Annotated in this window: 19 protein-coding genes; 12 read left to right on the top strand and 7 right to left on the bottom strand. The window is 43.9% G+C overall.

All coding sequences use genetic code 11. From position 1 onward, the window contains the following. The first annotated feature begins 159 nt into the window (after positions 1-159). Positions 160-762 (top strand): aggregation-promoting factor C-terminal-like domain-containing protein, encoded by a 603-nt coding sequence (locus tag B1s21160_RS05235; RefSeq protein WP_095672917.1) that lies wholly within the window; start codon positions 160-162, stop codon positions 760-762. 10 nt (positions 763-772) lie between these two features. On the opposite strand, the gene B1s21160_RS05230 is transcribed toward B1s21160_RS05235, so the two are convergent. Beyond that, positions 773-2,428, bottom strand: a complete 1,656-nt coding sequence (locus B1s21160_RS05230; RefSeq protein ID WP_041888143.1) for a fumarate hydratase — start codon at positions 2,426-2,428, stop codon at positions 773-775. A 44-nt stretch (positions 2,429-2,472) separates the two neighbouring features. Between B1s21160_RS05230 and B1s21160_RS05225 the strand changes: the two genes are divergently transcribed. Then, positions 2,473-3,438: a 4-hydroxy-3-methylbut-2-enyl diphosphate reductase gene (locus B1s21160_RS05225; RefSeq protein ID WP_095672679.1), complete on the top strand. Its 966-nt coding sequence runs from the start codon at positions 2,473-2,475 to the stop codon at positions 3,436-3,438. On the opposite strand, the gene B1s21160_RS05220 is transcribed toward B1s21160_RS05225, so the two are convergent. Then, the gene (locus B1s21160_RS05220) at positions 3,418-3,840 is read right to left on the bottom strand and encodes a hypothetical protein (RefSeq protein ID WP_095672678.1); all 423 of its coding nucleotides are present in this window, start codon (positions 3,838-3,840) and stop codon (positions 3,418-3,420) included. The two genes, B1s21160_RS05225 and B1s21160_RS05220, sit on opposite strands and share 21 nt — an antisense overlap. Continuing rightward, positions 3,833-4,984, bottom strand: a complete 1,152-nt coding sequence (locus tag B1s21160_RS05215) for a DNA recombination protein RmuC (RefSeq protein WP_095672677.1) — start codon at positions 4,982-4,984, stop codon at positions 3,833-3,835. The genes B1s21160_RS05220 and B1s21160_RS05215 overlap by 8 nt, the downstream gene beginning before the upstream one ends. 51 nt (positions 4,985-5,035) lie before the next feature. On the opposite strand from B1s21160_RS05215, the gene ychF reads away from it, so the two are divergent. The 4 genes from ychF to B1s21160_RS05195 are packed head-to-tail and all read left to right on the top strand — an operon-like array spanning position 5,036 to position 14,389. Then, on the top strand, positions 5,036-6,109 hold the full coding sequence (ychF, locus tag B1s21160_RS05210; protein WP_095672676.1) for a redox-regulated ATPase YchF: 1,074 nt from the start codon (positions 5,036-5,038) through the stop codon (positions 6,107-6,109). Then, the gene (gene typA, locus B1s21160_RS05205) at positions 6,102-8,000 is read left to right on the top strand and encodes a translational GTPase TypA (RefSeq protein ID WP_095672675.1); all 1,899 of its coding nucleotides are present in this window, start codon (positions 6,102-6,104) and stop codon (positions 7,998-8,000) included. Before ychF ends, typA begins: the two co-directional genes overlap by 8 nt. 57 nt (positions 8,001-8,057) lie before the next feature. Further along, positions 8,058-11,132 (top strand): ATP-dependent helicase, encoded by a 3,075-nt coding sequence (locus tag B1s21160_RS05200; protein ID WP_095672674.1) that lies wholly within the window; start codon positions 8,058-8,060, stop codon positions 11,130-11,132. Then, positions 11,129-14,389, top strand: coding sequence for an ATP-dependent helicase (locus tag B1s21160_RS05195; RefSeq protein ID WP_095672673.1), 3,261 nt, complete (start codon positions 11,129-11,131; stop codon positions 14,387-14,389). Before B1s21160_RS05200 ends, B1s21160_RS05195 begins: the two co-directional genes overlap by 4 nt. Here B1s21160_RS05195 and B1s21160_RS05190 read toward each other — a convergent pair. Then, positions 14,376-15,221, bottom strand: coding sequence for an endonuclease/exonuclease/phosphatase family protein (locus B1s21160_RS05190; RefSeq protein ID WP_095672672.1), 846 nt, complete (start codon positions 15,219-15,221; stop codon positions 14,376-14,378). The two genes, B1s21160_RS05195 and B1s21160_RS05190, sit on opposite strands and share 14 nt — an antisense overlap. Positions 15,222-15,249: 28 nt before the next feature. Between B1s21160_RS05190 and nudC the strand changes: the two genes are divergently transcribed. From nudC to B1s21160_RS05170, 4 genes are all read left to right on the top strand, one after another. Then, entirely contained in the window at positions 15,250-16,167 is a 918-nt protein-coding gene (gene nudC, locus B1s21160_RS05185; RefSeq protein ID WP_095672671.1) for an NAD(+) diphosphatase, read from the top strand. After that, entirely contained in the window at positions 16,158-17,801 is a 1,644-nt protein-coding gene (locus B1s21160_RS05180; protein ID WP_095672670.1) for an ATP-dependent helicase, read from the top strand. The genes nudC and B1s21160_RS05180 overlap by 10 nt, the downstream gene beginning before the upstream one ends. Positions 17,802-17,838: 37 nt before the next feature. Then, entirely contained in the window at positions 17,839-18,018 is a 180-nt protein-coding gene (locus B1s21160_RS05175; RefSeq protein ID WP_223297942.1) for a hypothetical protein, read from the top strand. 131 nt (positions 18,019-18,149) lie between these two features. Next, on the top strand, positions 18,150-18,620 hold the full coding sequence (locus tag B1s21160_RS05170; RefSeq protein WP_095672668.1) for a WhiB family transcriptional regulator: 471 nt from the start codon (positions 18,150-18,152) through the stop codon (positions 18,618-18,620). 101 nt (positions 18,621-18,721) lie between these two features. Here the strand turns inward: B1s21160_RS05170 and B1s21160_RS06380 are convergent, their stop codons facing one another. The 3 genes from B1s21160_RS06380 to B1s21160_RS05155 all read right to left on the bottom strand — a co-directional run bounded on the left by B1s21160_RS06380 (position 18,722) and on the right by B1s21160_RS05155 (position 21,307). Beyond that, the gene (locus tag B1s21160_RS06380) at positions 18,722-18,880 is read right to left on the bottom strand and encodes a DUF5679 domain-containing protein (protein WP_009611507.1); all 159 of its coding nucleotides are present in this window, start codon (positions 18,878-18,880) and stop codon (positions 18,722-18,724) included. 157 nt (positions 18,881-19,037) lie between these two features. Further along, positions 19,038-19,670, bottom strand: a complete 633-nt coding sequence (locus B1s21160_RS05160) for a M48 metallopeptidase family protein (RefSeq protein ID WP_223297941.1) — start codon at positions 19,668-19,670, stop codon at positions 19,038-19,040. 320 nt (positions 19,671-19,990) lie between these two features. Then, positions 19,991-21,307, bottom strand: a complete 1,317-nt coding sequence (locus B1s21160_RS05155; RefSeq protein WP_095672667.1) for a zinc-dependent metalloprotease — start codon at positions 21,305-21,307, stop codon at positions 19,991-19,993. Between the two features lie 98 nt (positions 21,308-21,405). On the opposite strand from B1s21160_RS05155, the gene B1s21160_RS06375 reads away from it, so the two are divergent. Together B1s21160_RS06375 and B1s21160_RS05150 are read left to right on the top strand one after the other, a co-directional pair. Further along, entirely contained in the window at positions 21,406-21,582 is a 177-nt protein-coding gene (locus tag B1s21160_RS06375; RefSeq protein ID WP_190276934.1) for a hypothetical protein, read from the top strand. Between the two features lie 20 nt (positions 21,583-21,602). Continuing rightward, positions 21,603-22,673, top strand: a complete 1,071-nt coding sequence (locus tag B1s21160_RS05150) for a YlbL family protein (RefSeq protein WP_041887728.1) — start codon at positions 21,603-21,605, stop codon at positions 22,671-22,673. Positions 22,674-22,689 lie beyond the last annotated feature (16 nt).

Raw genomic sequence — 22,689 nt, 5'->3', positions numbered from 1 at the left:
CGTATCTGACCTGCGGTTTTCCTTCAGTCAATACCTGTGAATATAAACATAATCCCGCCACACGGCTATATAAAGTTGCCCCCCCACCCCCTGGCTGGCACTCTGAACCAGTTCTAGGAGCCCTATTTAGCAGTTAGGGCATGTGAAGGAAGGGTGATTATGAAGGTGAAAGGTATGCCTACGCCCGCACCAAGGGTGCGCCGGCTGTCGATAGCTGCTGCCTGCCTTGCCTTCTTCCTAACTATTTCAGAGCCGGCATATGCAACTAGCAATCTGCAGGTCTCAGTCACCATCCCAATGGTGGGAGCAAATCTAGAGGCGAGCGCCCCTGCCACCCCAGAGGAGGCGGCTGATCCCAACCCATCCCTACTTGAGCTAGATGCGGTGAAAACAGTGGATGCCTCATCGATGGCTTTGATCTCAGTGGCTGCCCGAAAGCTGGAGTTGGCTCGTCAACCAGATGGAGCTAGAGCGGTTGCCAAAGAGATAATTGCGGCGAAGTATCAATGGTCAGAGAAACAATTCACCTGCCTGGATCAATTATGGATTAAAGAGAGTCATTGGAATTACAAAGCTAGGAATAAAGTCACTGGCGCCCATGGGATCCCGCAAGCACTACCTGCTACCAAGATGGAGGTGGTTGCCACAGATTGGCGGACCAATCCAGTAACTCAAATTACTTGGGGACTTAAATATATTGAAGAGCGATATGAGACACCATGTAAGGCGTGGAGCAAGTTTAAGAGATCAAGATGGTATTAAAAGATTTTAACTAGTTAGGTTTTTTCCCAATACTTAATGGCTTTCTGGTTTGGGCGTAAAAATCATTTCCTTTATCATCAATAATTAGAAAAGCTGGAAAGTTTTCCACCTCAATTTTCCAAATTGCCTCCATACCCAACTCTTCGTAATCTAAAACCTCAACTTTTTTGATGCAATCCTGGGCAAGTCTGGCAGCAGGGCCACCAATAGATCCTAGGTAAAAGCCGCCATACTTTTTGCAAGCTGCTGAAACTATCTCGGAGCGATTTCCCTTTGCCAACATAATTAACGAACCACCTGCTGCTTGGAACTGCTCTACATAAGAGTCCATTCTTCCGGCAGTTGTGGGACCAAAGGAGCCAGAGGCAAATCCAGTTGGAGTTTTGGCAGGACCTGCGTAATAAACTGCATGCTTTTTAAAGTAATCTGGAAGTGGTTTTCCACTTTCTAGTAGCTCCTTTAATTTGGCATGGGCTAAATCCCTGGCAACTACTAATGTGCCAGATAAATTAACTCGAGTTTTAACGGGATACTTTGATAATTGAGCCAAAATATCAGCCATTGGCGCTGATAAATCAATATTTATCTCCGGGCCATCTAAATCTTCTTTGGTGGCAGCAGGTAAAAAGTGTGCTGGCTCAGTCTCAAGTTTTTCAATAAAGATGCCATCCTTGGTGATCTTCGCCTTCACCTGGCGATCTGCTGAACATGAAACAGCAATTGCAATTGGCAGGGATGCACCATGACGGGGCAACCTGACAACTCGCACATCATGGCAGAAGTACTTGCCACCAAATTGGGCGCCGATGCCAATGTTTTGCGTCAATTTTAATACTTCTTTTTCTAATTCTAGATCTCTAAAGCCATGGCCAGTTTTAGCATCACCTTTTGTGGGTAGAGAATCTAAATACTTAGTACTTGCCAGCTTCGCTGCCTTAACTGTGTACTCAGCGCTGGTGCCACCAATTACTACTACTAGGTGATAAGGCGGACAGGCGGAGGTGCCCAGGGAGCGAAGTTTTTCCTCCAGCCAACTCATAAATGTGGTGGGGTTTAAGACCGCTTTTGTTTCTTGATATAAAAATGATTTATTAGCACTGCCGCCACCTTTGGCAATAAATAAGAAGTTGTACTCGTCTGGATGATCAGTATCGGAGTAGATCTCGATTTGGGCCGGCAAATTATTGCCAGTGTTTTTCTCCTCCCAGGTAGTAACTGGTGCTAATTGGGAGTAGCGAAGATTTAATTTGGTGAAAGCCTCATAAACACCTCTGGAGATTGAGATCTCATCCTTCTCCTCCGTTAATACCTGCTGACCTTTTTTACCCATCACAATTGCAGTTCCGGTGTCCTGACACATCGGCAAGATGCCACCGGCTGAGATATTGGCATTTTTTAAAAGATCAGTTGCCACAAATCGATCATTAGCTGAGCTCTCTGGATCTTTTAAAATATTAGCCAATTGCGCAAGATGCTCACTGCGCAGATAATGTGAAATATCATGCATCGCAACCTGGGTTAATTCCGTTATTGCTTCCTTGGAAACCTTTAAAAATTGCCGGCCATCTGCGGTGAAGCCACTTACCCCTGTCTTGGAAATCAGCCGATACTCAGTTTTATCCTCACCAATTGGCAGTAGATCTTGGTAGGTAAACTCTGGTGGCATAGGGGTAAATCTACTCACTTTCTATCATCAATTAGGATAAGCCCATGAGCACAGCCAGTAAAAAGCAGGTACTACTTGCCGCCCCACGTGGCTACTGCGCAGGTGTTGATCGCGCTGTGGTCACCGTTGAAAAAGCTATAGATCTTTATGGAAAACCGGTTTACGTGCGAAAGCAAATTGTGCACAACAAATATGTAGTACAAAGCTTAGAGGAGCGGGGCGCAATATTTGTTGATGAAACTGATGAGGTGCCAGAGGGTGCGATAGTTGTTTTCTCCGCCCACGGCGTATCACCTGCGGTCCATCAAAGTGCGGCGGAGCGAAATTTAAAAACTATTGATGCCACCTGCCCACTGGTGACCAAGGTGCACAATGAAGCAAAAAGATTTGCCGCCGATGATTACGATATTTTATTAATTGGACACAAGGGCCATGAAGAGGTTGATGGCACCGCCGGTGAAGCACCCAAACATATTCAATTGGTAGATGGCATTGCGAGTATTAAAGATATTAAGGTGCGAGATGAGAATAAAGTGGCTTGGTTATCCCAAACAACCTTAAGTGTGGATGAAACTTTGGCTACGGTAGCAGAGCTGAGAAAACGTTTTCCAAATTTAATTGACCCACCGAGCGATGATATTTGTTACGCCACCCAAAACCGACAGGTAGCGATCAAAGAGATAGCACCAAAGGCGGATCTAGTTTTAATTGTTGGCTCTAAAAACTCATCTAATTCAGTCCGCTTAGTTGAGGTCTCACTTGAATATGGCGCAAAGGCTGCTTACTTAATTGATTTTGCTGCTGAGGCGAAAGATGAATGGTTAAGCGGTGTTACAACAGTTGGAGTTTCAAGTGGTGCATCAGTACCAGAGATCTTGGTGAAGGATCTACTTGAGTGGCTGGCAAAGCGTGGCTTTGGTGATGTGCAGGTAATTACTGCAACTGAGGAGCATCTACTTTTTTCACTACCGGTGGAGCTGCGAAAGGAATTAAAAGCTGCCGGAAAGTGATTGATTACCTTGGTTGCGTTCTTTTTTAAACCAAATGAACCAAGTAATTCCAGCACCTGAGAGTAAATAAAAAGATACTGCAGCTAGCGCAGTTACTAGATCAATCAGCAACTTTGTAGGCGCAAAGGATGAGCCGCCAATTGTTGGCAGCAGGATAAAGGAGCTCAGCAGCAGTGATACTGGTGGGGCAACCGCGGTTACATAAGCGGTGCCAGTACGACCTAAGTAAGTACCACCGAAGAATGCAATCCAGATTGCAAGGCAGGTGATAATTCCAAAGGAGGAGCGAAAGAGTAATTCAACCGCAGCAAATAAAAAGATCACTACAAACTGCAGAATTACCACCCCAGGTTTTGTTAAACCAGGACCTTTAATTGGTGAGTTAATTGGCAAACTACTCATCCTTGCCACCTTCGATCTCCTCTACCTCAATAAAGTCATCATCAGCAGAGATCGCCTTTAACTCCCTTACATCACCAGGTGAGTCTGGATACTCAATTGCTAATTTTTCTTTATCACCAGCAACTCCTAGATTATGAATACGTCTTGCTGGATTTAAGACAGTTTTTTCTGCGGTAGGAATTAAATCCTCATACGCCTTGGCAGTTGATGAGATCGCCTTACCCACCGCCACAATCTTGCCATGTAGCAAGGTAATATTTTTAAGGAAGGTGTTTGCCACCTTTTGAATCTCATCGGCATTATCCGCTAATTTATTTCTGGTAAAGATATAACCAATGGTGCGCAGCAAAGCCATCATTGAGGTTGGAGTAGCGATGGTGACATTTAATTTAAATGCTTTTTCTAAAAAGGCTGGATCAATCCGCAAAGCCTCTGCTAGTAAAGTCTCAAAGGGAACAAATAAAACTACAAAATCAGGGGAGCCAGCTGATTTGTGATAACCACGTTTAGCCAACGCCTCTACATGTTTAAGTAAATCTTTAGTATGTTGGGCTAAAAACTCATTGCGTTCACTCTCTATCTCTGTGCCAAATGCATCCAAGAAGCGATCAAATGGAAATTTAGAATCAATAAATATCGCGCTGCCACCTGGCATTTTTACGGTGATATCTGGAATACCTGCGGAATCAGCATCGGTGGTGGATTTTTGCCTGGCATACTCATGTCCTTCACGCAACCCTGCTGATTGCAAAAGTAGCTCTAATTGCGCCTCACCAAATTTACCTCGCGTTTGACTGCTAGATAATGCGCCAGCAATTTTTTTAGTCTCATCAAATATTGACTCACTCGCACGCCTCATCTCATTAATTGTGGTCTCAAGTTTTGCCTCAGCTTGGGTACGAATCCGATTAGCCTCAACTGATTGGTTGGATAGTTTTTCAACTGTTGTCTTCATCGCATTTAGCTCGGCAGTTAATTTGATTGAGTTCTCAGTTTTACTTCTCTCAGCCTCTAACTGCTTTTTATAATCATCTAACAGGGGTGAGTTATCTGCCCCAGCTTTGCTGCGCAATTTGGCCAGTAGATAGCCGATGGCAACTCCGCTAGCGAGGCCGATAATAAGTGAGATGATCGAGGCGGGCATGGGGTTATAGTGGCAGGAAGTACTGACAATCTTGCGTAGGCTTTACCCCTCGTGAGCCTTTCAATCGGAATAGTTGGTCTGCCAAATGTGGGTAAATCCACCCTGTTTAATGCGCTGACTAAAAATAATGTCCTAGCTGCCAACTACCCCTTTGCCACGATTGAACCCAATGTTGGTGTGGTGGGGGTGCCAGATCCAAGGCTGGCGGTGTTGGCCAAAATATTTACCTCTGAAAAAATTCTGCCAGCTGCTGTCTCCTTTGTTGATATTGCCGGAATTGTTAAGGGCGCATCGGAAGGGGCAGGACTTGGAAATAAGTTCTTAGCAAATATCAGAGAGTCAGATGCAATCTGCCAAGTAATTAGAGTTTTTAAAGATGGGGATGTAGTCCATGTTGATGGAAATGTTGATCCGAAAAAAGATATGGAAACTATTAATACCGAGCTTTGTTTAGCTGATCTGCAAACTTTAGAAAAGGCGATTCCACGCCTAGAAAAAGAGGTGCGGACAATAAAGGAGAAGGTGCCAGTTTTAGCGGCGGCAAAAGCTGCGGCGGAGGTTTTGAATCAAGGTGTGCTCTTGCGCGGCAGTAAGGTGGATATTGAGGCGATTAAAGAGTTACAACTTCTCACCGCCAAGCCATTTTTATATGTATTTAATGTTGATGCTGCCGAGTTGGGTGATAATCAATTACGTTCAGAGTTGGCAGCATTGGTAGCACCTGCGGAGGCGATATTTTTAGATGCAAAAACTGAGGCAGAATTAGCTGATTTAGATGAGGCAGATGCGCTGGAGTTACTTAAATCAATCGGATTAACTGAGCCCGGCCTTACTACATTAGCAAGAGTTGGATTTAATACATTAGGATTACAGACATATCTCACCGCAGGTCCAAAAGAGACCAGAGCGTGGACGATTCATATAGGTGATACCGCGCCAGTTGCAGCTGGTGTGATTCACACCGATTTTCAAAAAGGATTTATAAAGGCAGAGATCATCGCCTTTGATGAATTAGTTGCTGCTGGATCAATGGTGCAAGCCCGCGCCAATGGCAAGGTGCGCATGGAGGGTAAGGATTACGTGATGGCAGATGGCGATGTAGTGGAGTTTAGGTTTAATGTCTAAAAAACAAGCACACTTAAAAGATCTACCAGTTAAAAAACGGGAGAATCTTAGAAACGTAGCAATTATTGCCCACGTTGACCATGGCAAAACAACTTTGGTTGATGCCATGCTTTGGCAATCTGGTGCATTTGCCGCTCACAAAAAGCAGGATGAGGGCCAAGAGCGAATGATGGATTCCATGGATTTAGAGCGGGAAAAAGGAATTACCATTTTGGCAAAAAATACCGCGGTAAAACGTGGTGACACCATTGTAAATATCATCGACACCCCAGGGCACGCAGATTTTGGTGGCGAGGTGGAGCGCGGATTAGAGATGGTGGATGGTGTTATTTTATTAGTTGATGCCTCTGAAGGTCCCTTGCCACAAACTCGATTTGTTTTAAGAAAAGCCTTACAAAAAAATCTGCCAGTAATTTTGGTAATAAATAAAGTAGATCGCCCAGATGCAAGAATTGCAGCGGTGGTTGATGAGGCGTACGCATTATTTTTAGATTTAGATGCCAATGAAGAGCAAATTGAGTTTCCAATTGTTTACGCCTCAGCCAGAGCTGGCAGAGCCTCACTTGAGCGGTGCGCAGATGGTGGTATGCCGAAAGAGGAAAACTTAGATGTTTTATTTGAGACGATATTTTCTGCAATTCCAGCACCGCAGTACCATGAAGGTGCACCGCTGCAAGCACATGTAACCAACCTAGATTCATCTCCTTTCTTAGGCAGATTAGCGCTTTGTCGAGTTCGAGAAGGTGTGATTAAAAAAGGCCAATCAGTTACTTGGATTAAAACAGATGGTAGTACGCAACGGGTAAAAGTTTCTGAGTTATTAATGACTGAAGCACTTGAGCGAGTGCCAGCGGAGGAGGCTCACCCTGGAGACATTATTGCGGTGGCTGGAATTGAGTCAATTACTTTGGGTGAAACACTTGCTGATTTAGAAAACCCACATCCGTTGCCATTAATTATTGTGGATGAGCCAAGTATTTCGATGACTATTGGTATTAATACCTCACCTTTGGCTGGCAAGAGTGGAAATAAATTAACCGCCCGGCAGGTGAAAGGTCGATTAGATGCTGAGTTGGTAGGAAATGTTTCACTGCGGGTGTTAAATACCGAGCGTCCTGACACCTGGGAGGTGCAGGGACGAGGTGAGCTGCAGCTTGCAGTACTAGTTGAGATTATGAAGCGAGAAGGATTTGAGTTAACTGTTGGTAAGCCGCAGGTTGTTACCAAAATTATTGATGGCAAGGTGCATGAGCCAATGGAGCGATTATCAATTGACGCACCAGAGGAGTACTTAGGGGTAATTACCCAATTAATGGCGCTGCGCAAGGGTCGAATGGAGCAGATGGTTAACCATGGCACTAGTTGGATCCGTCTTGATTACCGAGTTCCATCCCGTGGCTTAATTGGTTTTAGAACTGAGTTTTTAACTGAGACCCGTGGAACTGGCTTACTTCACCATGTATTTGATGGTTATGAGGCGTGGCATGGTGAGCTGCGCACTCGCGCAACTGGTTCATTAGTTTCAGATCGAATGGGAGTAGTAACAAGTTACGCACTTTATGGCACCCAAGATCGGGGTGCGATATTTGTGGAGCCAGGGGACGAGGTTTATGAGGGCATGGTGATTGGTGAGAACTCACGTAATGAGGATTTAGATGTTAATTGTGTGCGGGAGAAGAAGTTAACAAATATGCGAGCATCTGGCACCGATGAAACTGAGCGATTAATTCCAGCCAAGAAATTAAATATGGAAGGGGCGTTGGAGTTTTGCCGAGAGGATGAGTGTGTTGAGGTAACACCTGCAGTAGTTCGAATTCGAAAGGTTATTTTAGATGGCTCTACCCGGGCAAGAAATACCTCTAAAGCAAAGCGAGCGAACGAGAACTCTTAAGCCCAAAGTGGTGAGGCTTTAGCCTGATTGTCGGTGTTGGCTAGTTAAATTAAGTACGTGGTGAACCCTAAAAATACCTCTGAGATAAAGCTGCTTCGCGCTGCCCATAAGAGTGATGCGATTGCAGTGGCTGAATTAAATCAGCAACAAAAGGCGGTGGTAAATCATCGCAGCTCAAAGTTATTGGTAATGGGTAGGGCAGGAAGTGGAAAAACCTCAACCTTAATTTCTGCGATCGCAAATCGAATTGCTAACGGGGATGATGCAAACTCTATTTTAGCTATTACCTATGGCAGAGCCAGCGCCAGTAAATTGCGAGATCAGATCGCAGCCGCAAATCCTAAAGCCCACACTGTAAATGAGCCGATTGCCAGAACATTTCACTCACTGGCATTTATGATTCTAAATGATCCAATTAATGCCAGTGCGGGTGAGAGTAAAAAGTATGTGCTGCTCTCAGGAGCTGAACAAGATGCTCAAATTAGAGGATTATTAGAACAGGATATAAAGGATTTAAGTGAAACATCTTGGCCCAAAGAGTTAATCCCAGCACTTAGCACTAGAGGCTTTGCTAAAGAGCTGCGGGAGTTTATAAACCGTGCAACTGAACGAGGCAGCTCACCCGATGAGCTATTGGCAGTTGGCAAAAAGTATCAACAAAAGTATTGGCCTGCGATTTGTGACTTCTGGCAAAGATATAAATCAGTTTCTGCGCTTAAAGATCTAACCCCAGCAAATTCAATAATCCGAATTGATCCCAGTGAGATAGTCATTGAAGCGGTTGAAAAACTGCAGGAGAATCAAAAATTACTTGAAAAGTATCGCAAATTATTTAAAGTGATCTATGTTGATGAGTTTCAAGAGTCTGATAAGGCTCAGCGCAAATTACTGCAGTTATTAAGTGGTGATGAATTAGTAATATTTGCAGATGTTGAATCTGCCGTTGGTAGATTTCGCGGCGCTGACCCAGAGAATTTAATGGCCGATCTTGAAGATGCGGGCATAAAAAATGTTATAACTCTGCCAACCATATATCGAAATATCAGTGAAAAAAATGTAGTAATGCTGGCCAGTGTAAGTGATGAGGCAAATTACATTGCCCATCAATTTAGAGCAGCTCATCTACGAGATGGTGTCAAATGGTCTGAGATGGCAGTAATTCTTAGATCACCTGGCGCACAAGTATCTGCCCTGCAGCGGGCATTTGCAGTTAATTCAATTCCAGTTGAGATTGATGCAGCAGCGCTATCACTTGCTGATAACCCAGCAATAAAGCCAATTATCACGATCGCAGAGATTGTCTTAGGTCAGCTCAAGTTGATACCAGCAAATTGGGATCAGATTGAAGAGTTATTAAAAGGTGAGTTTGCTGGAGCGGATGCAATCTCCTTGCGCGCAATGCGAATTGCGTTAACCAAGGAGCAAAAAGAGGGAGATCGTAAAAATTCAACGCAATTGATCTTAGATCACCTAACATCTGTAACCCCAGAGCTACCTTGGGAGCAATTAATCCCGCTTAAGCGGATAAATGATTTGATCCGGCAGGTTAAAAAAGATTATGCAAAATCAAAGGATATTTCAGATTTACTTTGGAGTATCTGGAGTAATGCAAAAAATTATGAAGGTGAGGCGATCTCAACTTATTGGCAGCAGCAAGCTATTAATGGCGGCAGAGCTGGCGCGGTGGCTGATCAAAACTTAGATGCAGTAATCACCTTATTTGAGGTGGCAAGAAGATTTAGCCAAAGATTACTTGGTGGTGGCGCTGCCTTATTTATTGACCAGTTGTTGGGTGAGAAAATATTGTCAGATAGCATCACCGCTACTGCGCAAAAAGGTGATGCGGTCTCAGTGATGACTGTCCACTCAGCTAAAGGTTTGCAGTGGCGATATGTAGCGATAGCTGGAGTGCAAGAAGGTAGCTGGCCCAACTTAAGACAGCGTGGTTCACTGCTTGGCAGTGAGCGATTAGTGGAGATATTTCGCCACGGTATTAGTAACCCCGCACAGTTAGATGCAATATCTGCTGCTGGATTAGTTGTTGATGAAGAGAGATTATTAAATGTTGCTTTATCACGCGCAAGTGAAAAATTATTTATTACCGCAGTCTCTCAAGAGGATAATCAACCATCCAGATACTTTGAAAAATTAGCACCAGATGAGATAAAGATTTCCAGTAGGCAGCGATCTATTACGCAACCAGCGCTGGTGGCAGAGCTGCGCCGAATGGCAAAGGATGCAACTGGTGGGCAGTTAGAGTTTGCAACGCGGGCGCTTAAAACCTTGGCAACAAATGGCGTGAAGGCAGCAGAACCAAGCAACTGGGTTGGGATTACTCCGCCCTCAACCACCTCACCGGTAATTACTGCTGAAGAGGTGCTTCGCATATCTCCTAGCTCACTTGAATCCTTCACTGAGTGCGGCCTTAAGTGGATGTTGGAGCAATCCGGCGGCAGGGATGCTGATTCAACTGCGCAGGTATTAGGCAGTGCAATCCATGTGATCGCGGCGCAATTAAAAGCTGATCCGCATCTCTCACTTGATCAACTTGAATCTAAATTAAAGGGCGCGTGGAGTTTAATTGATATGAATCAAGGTTGGATTAAAGATTATGAGTATCGTCGGGCATCTTTGATGCTAAAGAAGTTTTATGGCTGGAACCTAGAAAATAAAAACCAACTTGTAGCGGTGGAGGAAAAATTTGAGTTTAAATTAGGAAAAGCAATAGTTTCAGGTGCGATAGATCGCATTGAATTAACTGCAGATAATAAGTATTACATCTTAGATTTAAAGACAGGTGCAACTGCGATATCTAAAGCTGATGCACTTACCAACAAGCAATTGCAAAGTTATCAATTGGCGGTAGTAAATAACGGATTTGAAAATAAGTTAGCGCATCAAGAGGTGGCTGGTGCGCAATTAATCTACGTGGGAGATCACAAGGTTAAAAGTGTGCAGGAGCGAGTACAGGCGAAGGTTGATGCCAAAGCAGTCACTGATGAGATCTCACAGATTGCGCAAGACATGAGTAAGAGCTCCTTTGTTGCCACCATTAATGAGCGCTGTCGCAGTTGCGCAGTCAAATCCTCCTGTCCAATTCAACCTGCTGGCAGGTCGGTGATCGCGCCATGAGCATTAAATACTCAGCAATTGATATTGCCAAGAAAATCCAATCAGTTGATCCGCAATTTAAGATGCCAACCGATGAGCAGATACCAATAATTCAATCACCACTTGCCCCTGCAGTTGTAGTTGCGGGTGCTGGCTCTGGAAAAACTGAGACGATGAGCCAGCGTGTTTTATATCTTGTCGCAAACTCAATAATTACCCCAGATCAATTACTTGGCCTTACCTTTACCCGCAAAGCTGCCGGTGAGTTATCCAAACGAATCAAAACTCGCCTGCGCCAATTAAAAAGTGCAAAATTACTACCAGATCATCTAGATGAATCTGGCTTAACAGTTTCCACCTATCACTCCTATGCTGGTCGAGTATTAGCCGAGCACGCGATCCGAATTGGCATAGATGCTGATGTAGATCCAATTGGTGAGGCAGCTGCTTGGCAACTTGCATCACAAGAGGTAGCAAGATTTGTCGGAAGTGATCTGCCAATTAATGGCTCACCAAATTCAGTAATTAAAGAGGTGATGGATTTATCTACTCAGCTGGCAGAAAATGACAAAACCGCAGCAGAGATTACTGAATATACCGAAGGGCTACTGGCGGATATTTCACAATTTTCTGATAAACAAACTAATCCGATAATTGAGTTCAAAGAGGAGTTGATGCAACGGCTGGCAATTTTGCCAATTGTAGAAGCATTTGATCAACGTCGAAAAGAGCACGGTTTACTGACCTTTAATGATCACATGTCTATTGCGGCAAGGTTAGTAAAAGAAAGTAAATCTAATTATGGCGATGATATTGCCAGAATTGAACGAGAGAAATATAAAGTTGTCCTTCTTGATGAGTACCAAGATACTTCTTTTAATCAAATTCAATTTCTATCCAATTTATTTGGAGATAACCACCCAGTCACAGCAGTTGGGGATCCAAATCAGGCTATCTATGGTTGGCGCAGTGCCAGCTCTGAAACCTTAGATACTTTTTCACAATCATTCAACAGTAAAGCAACGAGATATGAGTTGCTTACTACTTGGCGAAATGACCACGCAATCTTGGATCTAGCAAATGTGGTAATTGATAAGATTTGCCTAACGAGTAAAATTGCAAAATTGAAAGCCCGACCAAATGCTCAAATCGGTGAGGTTATCTGCGCAGTATCTGAAACCCAGATTCAAGAGGGTGAAGCGATTGCTGCTTATTTTTCAAAGTACTGGTTTGATAAAAAACGTGAAGAGCTCACCGCTGATCAAAGATCAACCTTTGCAGTATTGGTCCGAAATCGATCCCAAATAGATGCGATCCAATCCGCTTTTCGAGAATTAAATATTCCCACAGATGTAGTCGGCGTCGGGGGTTTAATTCAAACTCCAGAGGTGGCTGACATTATTGCCTTACTCAAGACATTAACCATGCCAGATTCGGGCACCGCTTTAATGCGGTTATTAACTGGTCCCTATTTAAATTTAGGTGCCAGAGATTTAATGGCACTTGGTGGATTTACTAAATCATTTGCCCGGGCAAATGATTACTCTCGGGGTGAGCAATTAAAACAGGCGTTAGAGCAAAACAAGGAGGTGGCTGCTACAGCAGATGAGTTTGCAACTGGCTCAATTATTGAATCACTTGAGCAGTTGTTGATTTTGACTCCCGCAGAGCTAAAGAAATATCTTCGAACCCCAGAATTTACGCAAGAGGGTTTAGCAAGGCTTAGAAAATTTGCGCTCTCACTTCGTACCCTGCGCCGTAAATTGAATGGTTCAATTACCGAAGCTATTGTGGAGATAGAGCAGTTTTTATCCTTAGATACTGAAGTTTTGGTAAGAGATGGCTGGCAGCAAGGGCAAAAAAACATTGATCGCTTTCTTGATGAGGCTGCTAGATTTGAAAAAAATGGTGGCACCTTGTTGGGCTTTCTGCAATGGCTAAAAATTGCTGAAGAAGCAGAGGGTGGATTAAAGCCAGCTGAGGTTGATGTCAGAAGTGATGCGGTTCAGATATTGACTGTTCATGCGGCAAAGGGTGCAGAGTGGGATTATGTAGCGATCCCAGGTTTGGCTGAAAAAAGTTTCCCAAACTCTGGAAAAAAATCTGATAACTGGATAAGAAATGCTGGCAGCATCCCTGTCAGTATGCGTGGTGACAACCAGCAATTGCCCTCCATTAATTTTGCTAACTTTTCCACAAACAAAGAGTTAAAAACTGGCATCGAAATATTTGGTGATCGATGGAATGACCGCAAAAATATGGAGGAGATGCGCCTTGCCTATGTGGCAATTACTAGAGCAAAGCAAGGATTAATTCTCACCACCTCACACTTTAGAAGTGGCGCCAATATTGTTGCACCAAGTGAATTATTTACTCTATTTGCAGGTGCATTAACAACTATAAAAGGTGGAGTAGTTCTGGCTGATACCCCACCTGCAGAGGGAGGAAATCCAATCAAAGAAAATCCAACTACCGGAGTTTGGCCGGAGGAAAAAAGTGAGGTAATTAAGCTACGAAAAATTGCTGATTTAGTTGACCAAGCCAAACCCTTTACCAAAGATGAGATGGCGAAATTACTAGCAAAATCGCAAGATAATTTAGCAGCAGATCTAATTCAAGATATGCAAGGGATTATCACCGAGATTGCAAATAAAAGTGAACAACTGTCAGTAACTCTACCAAGCAGATTATCAGTCTCCACCTTGCTGTATTTAGCAAATGACCCACAATCACTTGCACTTCGTCTACGCCGGCCAATGCCAAATCACATAGATAAATATGCCAGGCGCGGAACTGATTTTCACCTTTGGCTTGAAAACTACTTCAAACACCCAGCTTTAATATCAATGGATGATTTATTTAATTCTGGTAGCGCAGAATCAGCAGCGCAGGATGAACCACTAGAGAAATTACAAACCGCATGGCTAGCAAGTGATTGGGCTAATCAAAGCCCAGTTGATGTGGAGGTTGGCTTTGAGACAATGATTGAAAGCACCCTCATCAGAGGAAGGATTGATGCGGTTTATCAGAAAAGCTCCAACCATTATGAGGTTGTAGATTGGAAGACTGGCAAGGTTAAATCAGGTGATGACTTGGCAAATGCAGCTATTCAGCTTGCTATGTATCGCCTGGCTTATGCCAAGCTAAAGAATATTCCTATCGAAAATGTCAGTGCAGCTTTTCATTATGTAGCAGATAATGAGACGGTTAGAGTGGCAGACATTTTGAATGAGAAAGAGCTAGTTGATTTAATTAGTCAAATCCCTATTGAAATTTAAGTTTTACCCCAATCGGAACATGATCTGAGATTGAAGTATTTAAGGTTGGTAGTACTTTCACCGTGACCTGCGCTGATTTGCGAGCCAAAATGTAATCAAACTGGATGGATGGCTTCCAACTTGGGTAGGTGGAGTGGCCAATTAACGATTTAAATCCACTCACCTTGGTAGGCAGATTACCTGGCAGATTTAAATCTCCAATTAATATTTGATCTCCAGGTAAGTGCTTCATTAAGGAGCTTAAGCGGTTTAGTTGAAAAATATTTACACCCGGCACAAATGAAAGATGCGTATTAGCAATAGTTACACCATTTTCAAGCTCGGCAATCAGCGCCATTCTTGGTTCATCCTTTACATAAATAAATTTCGCACCCCGCCCATCCTCTTTAGGGATCAACAGCGGCATTCCCACTAAAGATCGACCAAGATATTTCAGGTGCAGTTTTTTTATCGCTACGTTGGAGGCAATCCCAATTCCATAGCTCTTCTCTTTGCTTATTTGCTTGAATTTATTTGTGATTAGCGCCTTTTCAAAATCTTTAACCTTGTGCCATCGCTCACCAGGTGTGCCGATTAATGATGGTAGGTAGGCCCAGTATTTAAGCCCTAACTCCTCAGCAATAAGTTTTGTTTGATTAACTCCACCAGATCTTGGCTGCAGATAATCCACCTCTTGGATGCCAATAAAATCTGGATGATAATTTTTGGCCACCGCAGCAGCTGCACTCTCCAAACTTTTTTGCCACTCTTGATTTTTAATAGGTGGGATCTGCGCACCATGTAACAGGTTCCATGAGATCACTCTCATTTTTTGAGCGGGGGCGACAACCATGACGACAGGCTAGTAGGGTCGGGCGGTGATGGCACCGATTAAACCGCTAAAACTCCCGCTAGCAGCAGCTGAAGTTGATCGGGCTGCCCATTTGCGAAGTGATGAGAAATATCTCAGTAGCGCATTTTCCGATGGTCAAGTTTTGATATTTTTTGAGGAAAAATTTGCAGTGATAAATGATCAGGTACTTTTCCTAAAAGGCTCAACTTTGGGTGCCTATCAATCCCAAACCGATTACTTTTTAGGTACTAAAGATTCAACAGCATTTTTCATTCGCCACCTAGTTGCTGAAGTTGATAATCAGTTTGAGTATAAAACTTTGCGGCAGATTGGTGCTTTTTTATCTGCTCGAGATATTGGCCTTACGGTGCACGCCCAAGGGCTGGCTAATTGGCACCAGAAACATCCAAGATGTTCAATCTGTGGTGGGGCTACCAATGTGGTTTTGGGTGGTGCGGTAAGAAAGTGCGTTGATGATCAAAGTGAGCATTACCCTCGAACTGATAGCGCAATTATTGTCTTAGTAAAAGATATTCAAGATCGCATTTTGCTTGGCCGACAAAAGGTTTGGCCTAAGCACCGCTTTTCAACATTTGCTGGGTTTGTTGAACCTGGTGAATCATTTGAAAATTGTGTAGTTAGAGAGGTTGGTGAAGAGGCAGGAGTGCAGGTGAGTGAAATTAATTACTTAGGCTCACAACCATGGCCATTTCCGGCATCATTGATGATCGCCTTTGAAGCGATTACAAATACTCCGCAATTGGCCAGACCAGATGGGGATGAGATAGAGGAGATTCGCTGGTTTACCAGAGCTGATATGAAAGCTGCGATCGCTGATAAATCTTTAATCCTGCCACTTGAAATTAGTGTTGCACGGCAAATGATTAAGGCTTGGTATGGGACGGGTGCTGATATTGACTTGGTTGGCGAAGAGTCATGGCGGTAGATAATTCAGTAATCCTGGCTAATCTTGATCCCGAGCAATTAGCGGTAGTAACTGCAATTAATGGCCCTATTTGTGTAATTGCTGGAGCAGGCACGGGAAAAACTAGAGTTATCACCCACCGAATTGCATATGCAATTAACTCCGGTGTCACCGATCCCACCAAAGTTTTGGCACTTACCTTTACTGCCAAAGCTGCTGGTGAGATGCGTGCACGGCTGCGCGGATTAGGTATTGCAAATGCAACTGCTAGAACATTTCACTCGGCAGCACTTAAGCAACTTTTATATTTTTGGCCCTACGCCTTTGGCGGACAATTTCCGTCATTACTCACCTCAAAATCTGGCTTTATTAGCCAAGCAATCAGCAGAGCAGATGTGGCAATCCCGGCCTCTGCCAACGCACTTCGGGAGATATCAGGTGAGATTGAATGGGCAAAGGTGCTGGAGATTTCACCGCAGGATTATCACGAGCAGGCAGTTGCTAATGAGCGTTTAGTTAAATTGCCAAACAACAAAGGTGAAAATGAAAATTTAGCCATGGTTGCGCAGGTTTATGAAGCGTATGAATCATTAAAAAAGCAGGAGCGGGGATTAGATTTTGAAGATGTTCTACTCCTTTGTGTGGGCATGTTAGAGGAGGATCGTGGGGTAAGAGAGCGAGTGCGCGATCAGTATCGCTATTTCACCGTTGATGAGTACCAAGATGTTTCACCATTGCAACAAAGATTGCTCAATCTGTGGCTAGGGAATCGACAGGAGCTGTGCGTAGTGGGGGATGCAGCCCAGACTATTTACTCATTTGCAGGCGCCACTTCAAACTTCTTGCTGAACTTTAAAAACCGCTTTCCGAACGCCCAGGTTTTTAGATTATCGCGTGGCTATCGATCAACCCCAGAGATAATAAATACCGCAAATAAGATTTTACGACAAGGCAATTTAGTAAGTGATCATGGGGATGAGTTGCAATCTGCTAATGAACATGGTGAAAAGCCTGCAGTAAATGGCTTTAACTCCAGCGGAGATGAGATTGCATATGTGGTAGCTGAGGTGAAAAAAGTTATTGCAGCTGGAGCTGATTCATCTGAGATTGCGATACTGGCTAGAACTAACGCCCAACTTGATCAGGTTAAATCAGCACTGAATAATGCCCAGGTTTTGAGCCAGATCAGATCAGGTGAGCGATTTTTTGATCGGGTAGATGTTAGAGATGTGATGAGATTGATTAGGAGCGCTTCAGTACTTCCATCTGAGGATGGAGATTGGTACGCCGATCTAGTTGCTGTGCTTCGGCCATTTGGTGATGCGGATTATGTGACCGCTTTTTTGCGACTTGCTAAAAGTATTCAAGAAAATGGCGGTAGCAACATGCGCGCCTTCTTACGTGAGATTGAGGATCGGGCTGAACAAAATAATCCACCAACCCTGCCTGGGGTAACACTTGCCACTTTGCATGCAGCAAAAGGTTTGGAGTGGAATCAGCTATTTTTAATTGGGGTCTCAGATGGAGTGCTACCAATGGGTAATGATTTAAATGAGGAGCGCAGGCTATTTTATGTTGGGGTTACCCGGGCAAAGCAGCGGATTCAAATTACCTACGCTGGCAAACCCAGCGTATTTCTAGAGCAATTTAATTAAGTTGCACCTCATACCCCCAATGCTTTACTCTTCGGGAATGGCAAAAGTACTTATCTCTAAGGCAGCAGCTGCTATTTCAGCGGTTGCTGCTAATTGGTATGCCATTAATCCAGTAACGGCTGCCTCTTCATACCGTTCAAACTGGACAAATAAGCGCTCTAATAAGGGTTTTTATACCTTCACATTAGGTCGCACCCCTCGGAGCTATATCGGCTAAAGTCGAGATAGGAGCCAAGGGGCCCGCGAATCTAATGATTCGGGGGCCCTTTTTCTTTTCTCCAAATAAAAAATTGCCAAATGGCAAAGCAGTAAACCAACGCAATGCAACCGAAAGGAAAGGTGAGAACGATGACCGTTCTCTTCAGCGAACTACTTATCCCCGGTTGGGCACAAGGCCCGACCGCCAAAATTGGATTAGGTGATGTCACCTGGGCTTATGAGGATGTCCCAGTTATCTCCTATACCGATTACGCCACAAACTCTGCAACCAATTACAGTGCAGAGAAGAACAAGCCGGCGACAGGTGGATATAAGCGCGCTGATAATCCTTTTGCCCCAGAGATCAAGCAGCAAGTAGCGGTGATTACCCTTCCCTGCCACGGCGCTGATCCAGAGCTCTTTTTCAGCGATAGCGCGCCGGTAATCGCCCAAGCAAAGGTGTTGTGCGCAGGTTGCCCCGTTAAAGCTAAGTGCTTAGCTGGGGCGATCTCAAGAGCTGAGCCATGTGGCGTATGGGGAGGTGAGTTATTTGATGAAGGTCAGATAATTCAAAGCAAGCGAACACCAGGCAGACCAGCAAAGGTGGCGCAGGCAAGTTAAATTTTTTCAAATAACAACTGTTAACTAGAAAGGGTTAACATAAAAAAGCGGGGATGGTATCTAACCACCCCCGCTTTTACATTTGGTTACCTGCTTATTTATTAAGCCTTACCAAGAATACGATTTACCTTTGTGCCACAAACTGGGCAGATTCCCTGTGCCATACGGCGACCGGAATCAGAGACCTTTACATGTCCTTCAAAGGAGCGCTTCTCTTTGCACTTAACGCAGTAAGCCTCACCTTTATACTCTTCTGCCATTTTCTTCCTCCATCCGCCGCACTCTTGGGAGCATGTAGGTTAGTTCCTGCATGTGAGTACGAATGGCTTCACCATACCCCCCGCAACTGCTGCAACTGGGGTTTTCCACGCCTAAAATCTAAAATATTAAGTAATAACTGAGAAAAAAGGGGTAAAACTAGTTATTTGCCGCCGGCAGTAGCGCAGGAGCACCACTTTGGCAGCCAAGTTCAAACCCTTCCAAAAATGCCTCCGCTTTATCTTTATCGGTGAATCTACTTAAATAGTTGTTGAACTCCTGATCATGAGCGATGACCTTCAAATGAATTAGCTCATGGAAAATTATGTAATTTAAAACATAACTTGGTGCACCAATTAATCGATCAGAGATTCGAATTGTGCGATCTACTGTGGTGCAAGAGCCCCATCGTTCATTCATACTGCGCCAATTAATACTTGCTGGATAAATATCAAACTCCGGTAGGTAGGTGGCAAGTTGCTCCACTCCGATCTGCATCAGTTGTAGGTCGGTTTTGCGCTCGCGTGCCTCTCGCCTTAGTACCATGGCAATCATCTCTGGAATTATTTCGATCTCTTGCCGCCTGCTCATCCGTGCTGGGATGTGAATCTCAATCACTCCACCCTGACGAAAGGCGCTGATGCCGCGGCGCCTGCGCTCCTTTCGAATTACCCGATATGCGGGCAAATTCTGTGGCAATTTAGCATCATCACTTTTTCTACGCTTAGCGATTTGAGCAACCTGCGGAAAAATCTCCGAAAAGAGGATTTCTTGCTCAAAGTTATCCACCATTACCTCTTCTTATCCACCATAATTGTGCTTATCTCCACAGGTTAATCCACAGAGTGCGGTTAAATTTTACGCAACCTTGATACTTATTTGCCGTATGCCATGCTGAAGGGGATTAGATACTTTATTTTTTATCACAGGTGCACCGCGAGTGCTAAAAAAATATTTTAAAATAAGTTTTTAAAACACCCTTTTAAGTTGATTCCCAACTTTTATTCCCATATCTTTACGCTACGAAGTCCCCGGATAACCGTTTCATATCTGCAAGGGGAAGGCAGATAAGAAATTGTGCGCCCGGGGATTTCGCTTTTACTTTTGTGGATTTAGATCAAGCCAGATAGGTCATCTGGCACGGTGACACTATCCAAGAAGTTTTTTACATCAGATAGATCATTTGGCATAGGTAAAAATGCTGGATCCTCCCAGCACTTATCGCGACCATCTGCTCCCCGTAGCTTTTTAACCTCACTCCAGAAAGCAGATGCCTCACGCATTTTTCTTGGCGAGACCTCAACTCCCAACAGGTTTGCAAATATTTGTTGCATTGGTGAGTTTGTAGCTCGACGACGACGAGAGTTTTCAATCAAAGCGTTAAAGGCTGGAATTTTTTCACTAGCAACAGCGGATATAACATGATCAATCCAGCCTTCAATTAATGCAAGTGTCATTTCCAATCTAGTTAAGGCAAGCTCTTGCGCAGGTGTTTGTTGTGGTGTAAATAAACCGGCATTTAATGCGATGTTAATTGATTGGGGATTATTAATATCTATTTCACCGCCAGCCATCGCCTCCTCCGCTTGTCTGGTAATGGAGTCAACATCAATAGTGATTCCTTCACCGTAAGCAATGATTAAATCCTTAATATAGTTTTCAAGCCATGGGGTATTGGCAAACAACCTGGCCGCAGCAGCCTCGCGCAAGGATAAGTAAATTCGAATTTGCTCTAGATCTATTCCTAAACCATCTGCCCACTCAGTGATGTTTTGGGGAATCAAGTGGGATCCAGAGTCTGCTTTTAGCAGTGGAATCGCCACATCATTAGCACCAGTGATGGTGTTGGCAAGTGTGCCAATGCCTTGTCCAAGTTGAGTGGCAATTAAGGTGCCCATAAATCCTCGCAAAATTCGAGCCAGCATTAATTTCATAGCCTCCTGCTGCTGCGGGTTTTGCTCCCCTGATCCCATGAACTCAATCGGCAGTGTGTTGTTGGAGCTAGCAATCACATTTCCTAAGGCATCGGCCATGCCAACTGCTAGTGGCTCAAATAGCTGCTGCCAACCATTAACAGATTCATCTAACCAATCTCGCTTTGCCCATGCACTTTGATTGGAAACAGTCGCTGCTGGGAACAAGATTTCGGTATCCAGCCAAGTGTTGGCGATAGTTAAGGATTGGGAGAGTTGCTGCAGGTCAACACTGCCCACCGGAAGATCACCTTTAGCGGTAATAATTTTTCTAGATATCTCTCGCAGGTTAGCAACGGTTATTAAGTTTTGTTCACCAGATTTATTGCCACCCATGCCCTCGATAAAGGATTTCGCACCAGCTAATACACCAGAGTCGATTCCCATTTCTGAGAATTTTTTAAGCAGCGCGTCAAAATCAGGTTGCCCTTCATTTGGAAGAAAGCCAAAACTCATTTACAAACAACTCCCTCAATTCACTTGATAGAAAGACCAGCGATTCCTATAGAACAATAATGCCACCTTTTTTCTTCCCAGCTGATTACTATTACCTCATGAGTTCAACTTCAGCGGTGGCCCTGATCTGGTGGGTAATTCCGATCACAGCTGTTTTGGGTGCCACCATCTATGGGGTGTGGGTAACCAAATACAAATCTAAGTATGACAATCAGACTAATCGTTCGGTCAATAAGTTTAGTAAATTTCAAAATAGTTTTAGACATAAAAAATAAGCTTCGAGAAATTAATTAAAATGAGATCAATCATGCCTGTAAAAGGTCGCCTGCTTACACCAACCAAAGTATTGGTCACCCTGCTGATGCTGGCAGCATTTTTTTTACCTGCACCATTTGTAATTCTCTCACCGGGGGATCCACAAAATATTCTTGGTTCGGCGATAACCATTACTGGTACTAAGGTCTATCCCACCAGTGGAAAATTATCAGTCACATCAGTAATGGTCACCGATCCAGATTCCTATATAACTGGCTTTGATATTTTGTATGGCTGGGTAGATAAAGATCGCGCAGTCATTCCCCGTTCTGAAGTTTATCCCGAGGGAGAAACAGCAGAGCAGGCGGTAGAAGAGGGCGCAGCTGAAATGAGTGGCTCGCAAATAAATGCCACCGCTGCGGCTCTTTCTTATCTTGGGTATAAGAGTGCGTCAAAAATTGTTGTTCTCGACATAAATAAGAGTTCAAATGCATATAAAGCTATTGAAGTATCGGATCAGCTCCTGAGCATTGATGACCGGACAGTCAAAAGCTCTTCGGAATTAATTGCGTATCTAGGTGATAAAAAGCCAGGTGATTTGGTAACGATTAAAGTAATTAGGGCTGGATTAGGTGTGTTAACTAAGTCGATTAAATTATCAGCCCGAGAGGATAATTCAGCATTTATCGGGATAAATATTGAAGAGCAATTTGATTTTCCATTTGATGTCAAGATAAAACTTGAAGAAACTGGCGGGCCTAGCGGTGGATTAATTTTTGCACTTGGTGTGGTGGAAAAGTTAACTCCAGAAAATTTGGTTCGCTCCCGTAATATCGCTGGCACCGGCACAATTACTACAGATGGCAGAGTTGGACCGATTGGTGGGATTGCAGAGAAGATAATCGGTGCACAGGCAGATGGTGTAGAAATATTCCTGACCCCAACTGAAAATTGTATGGATATCAAAAATCTAAAAGCCTTAGCCAAGCAAAAATCAGGTAACTCAGGAAAGGTAATGAAGATTGTGCCGGTCGCCACACTCGCCGAGGCGATTTCACTCTTAGAACTGCCTGATAACGCCAAGTTTCCCAGTTGTCAGAGCTTTACCTAAGAGTAGATAAGATTTG

It is taken from the genome of Candidatus Nanopelagicus hibericus, from assembly GCF_002288005.1.
GTDB classification, from domain to species: Bacteria; Actinomycetota; Actinomycetes; order Nanopelagicales; family Nanopelagicaceae; genus Nanopelagicus; species Nanopelagicus hibericus.
This window is presented reverse-complemented; position numbering and strand designations above follow the sequence as displayed.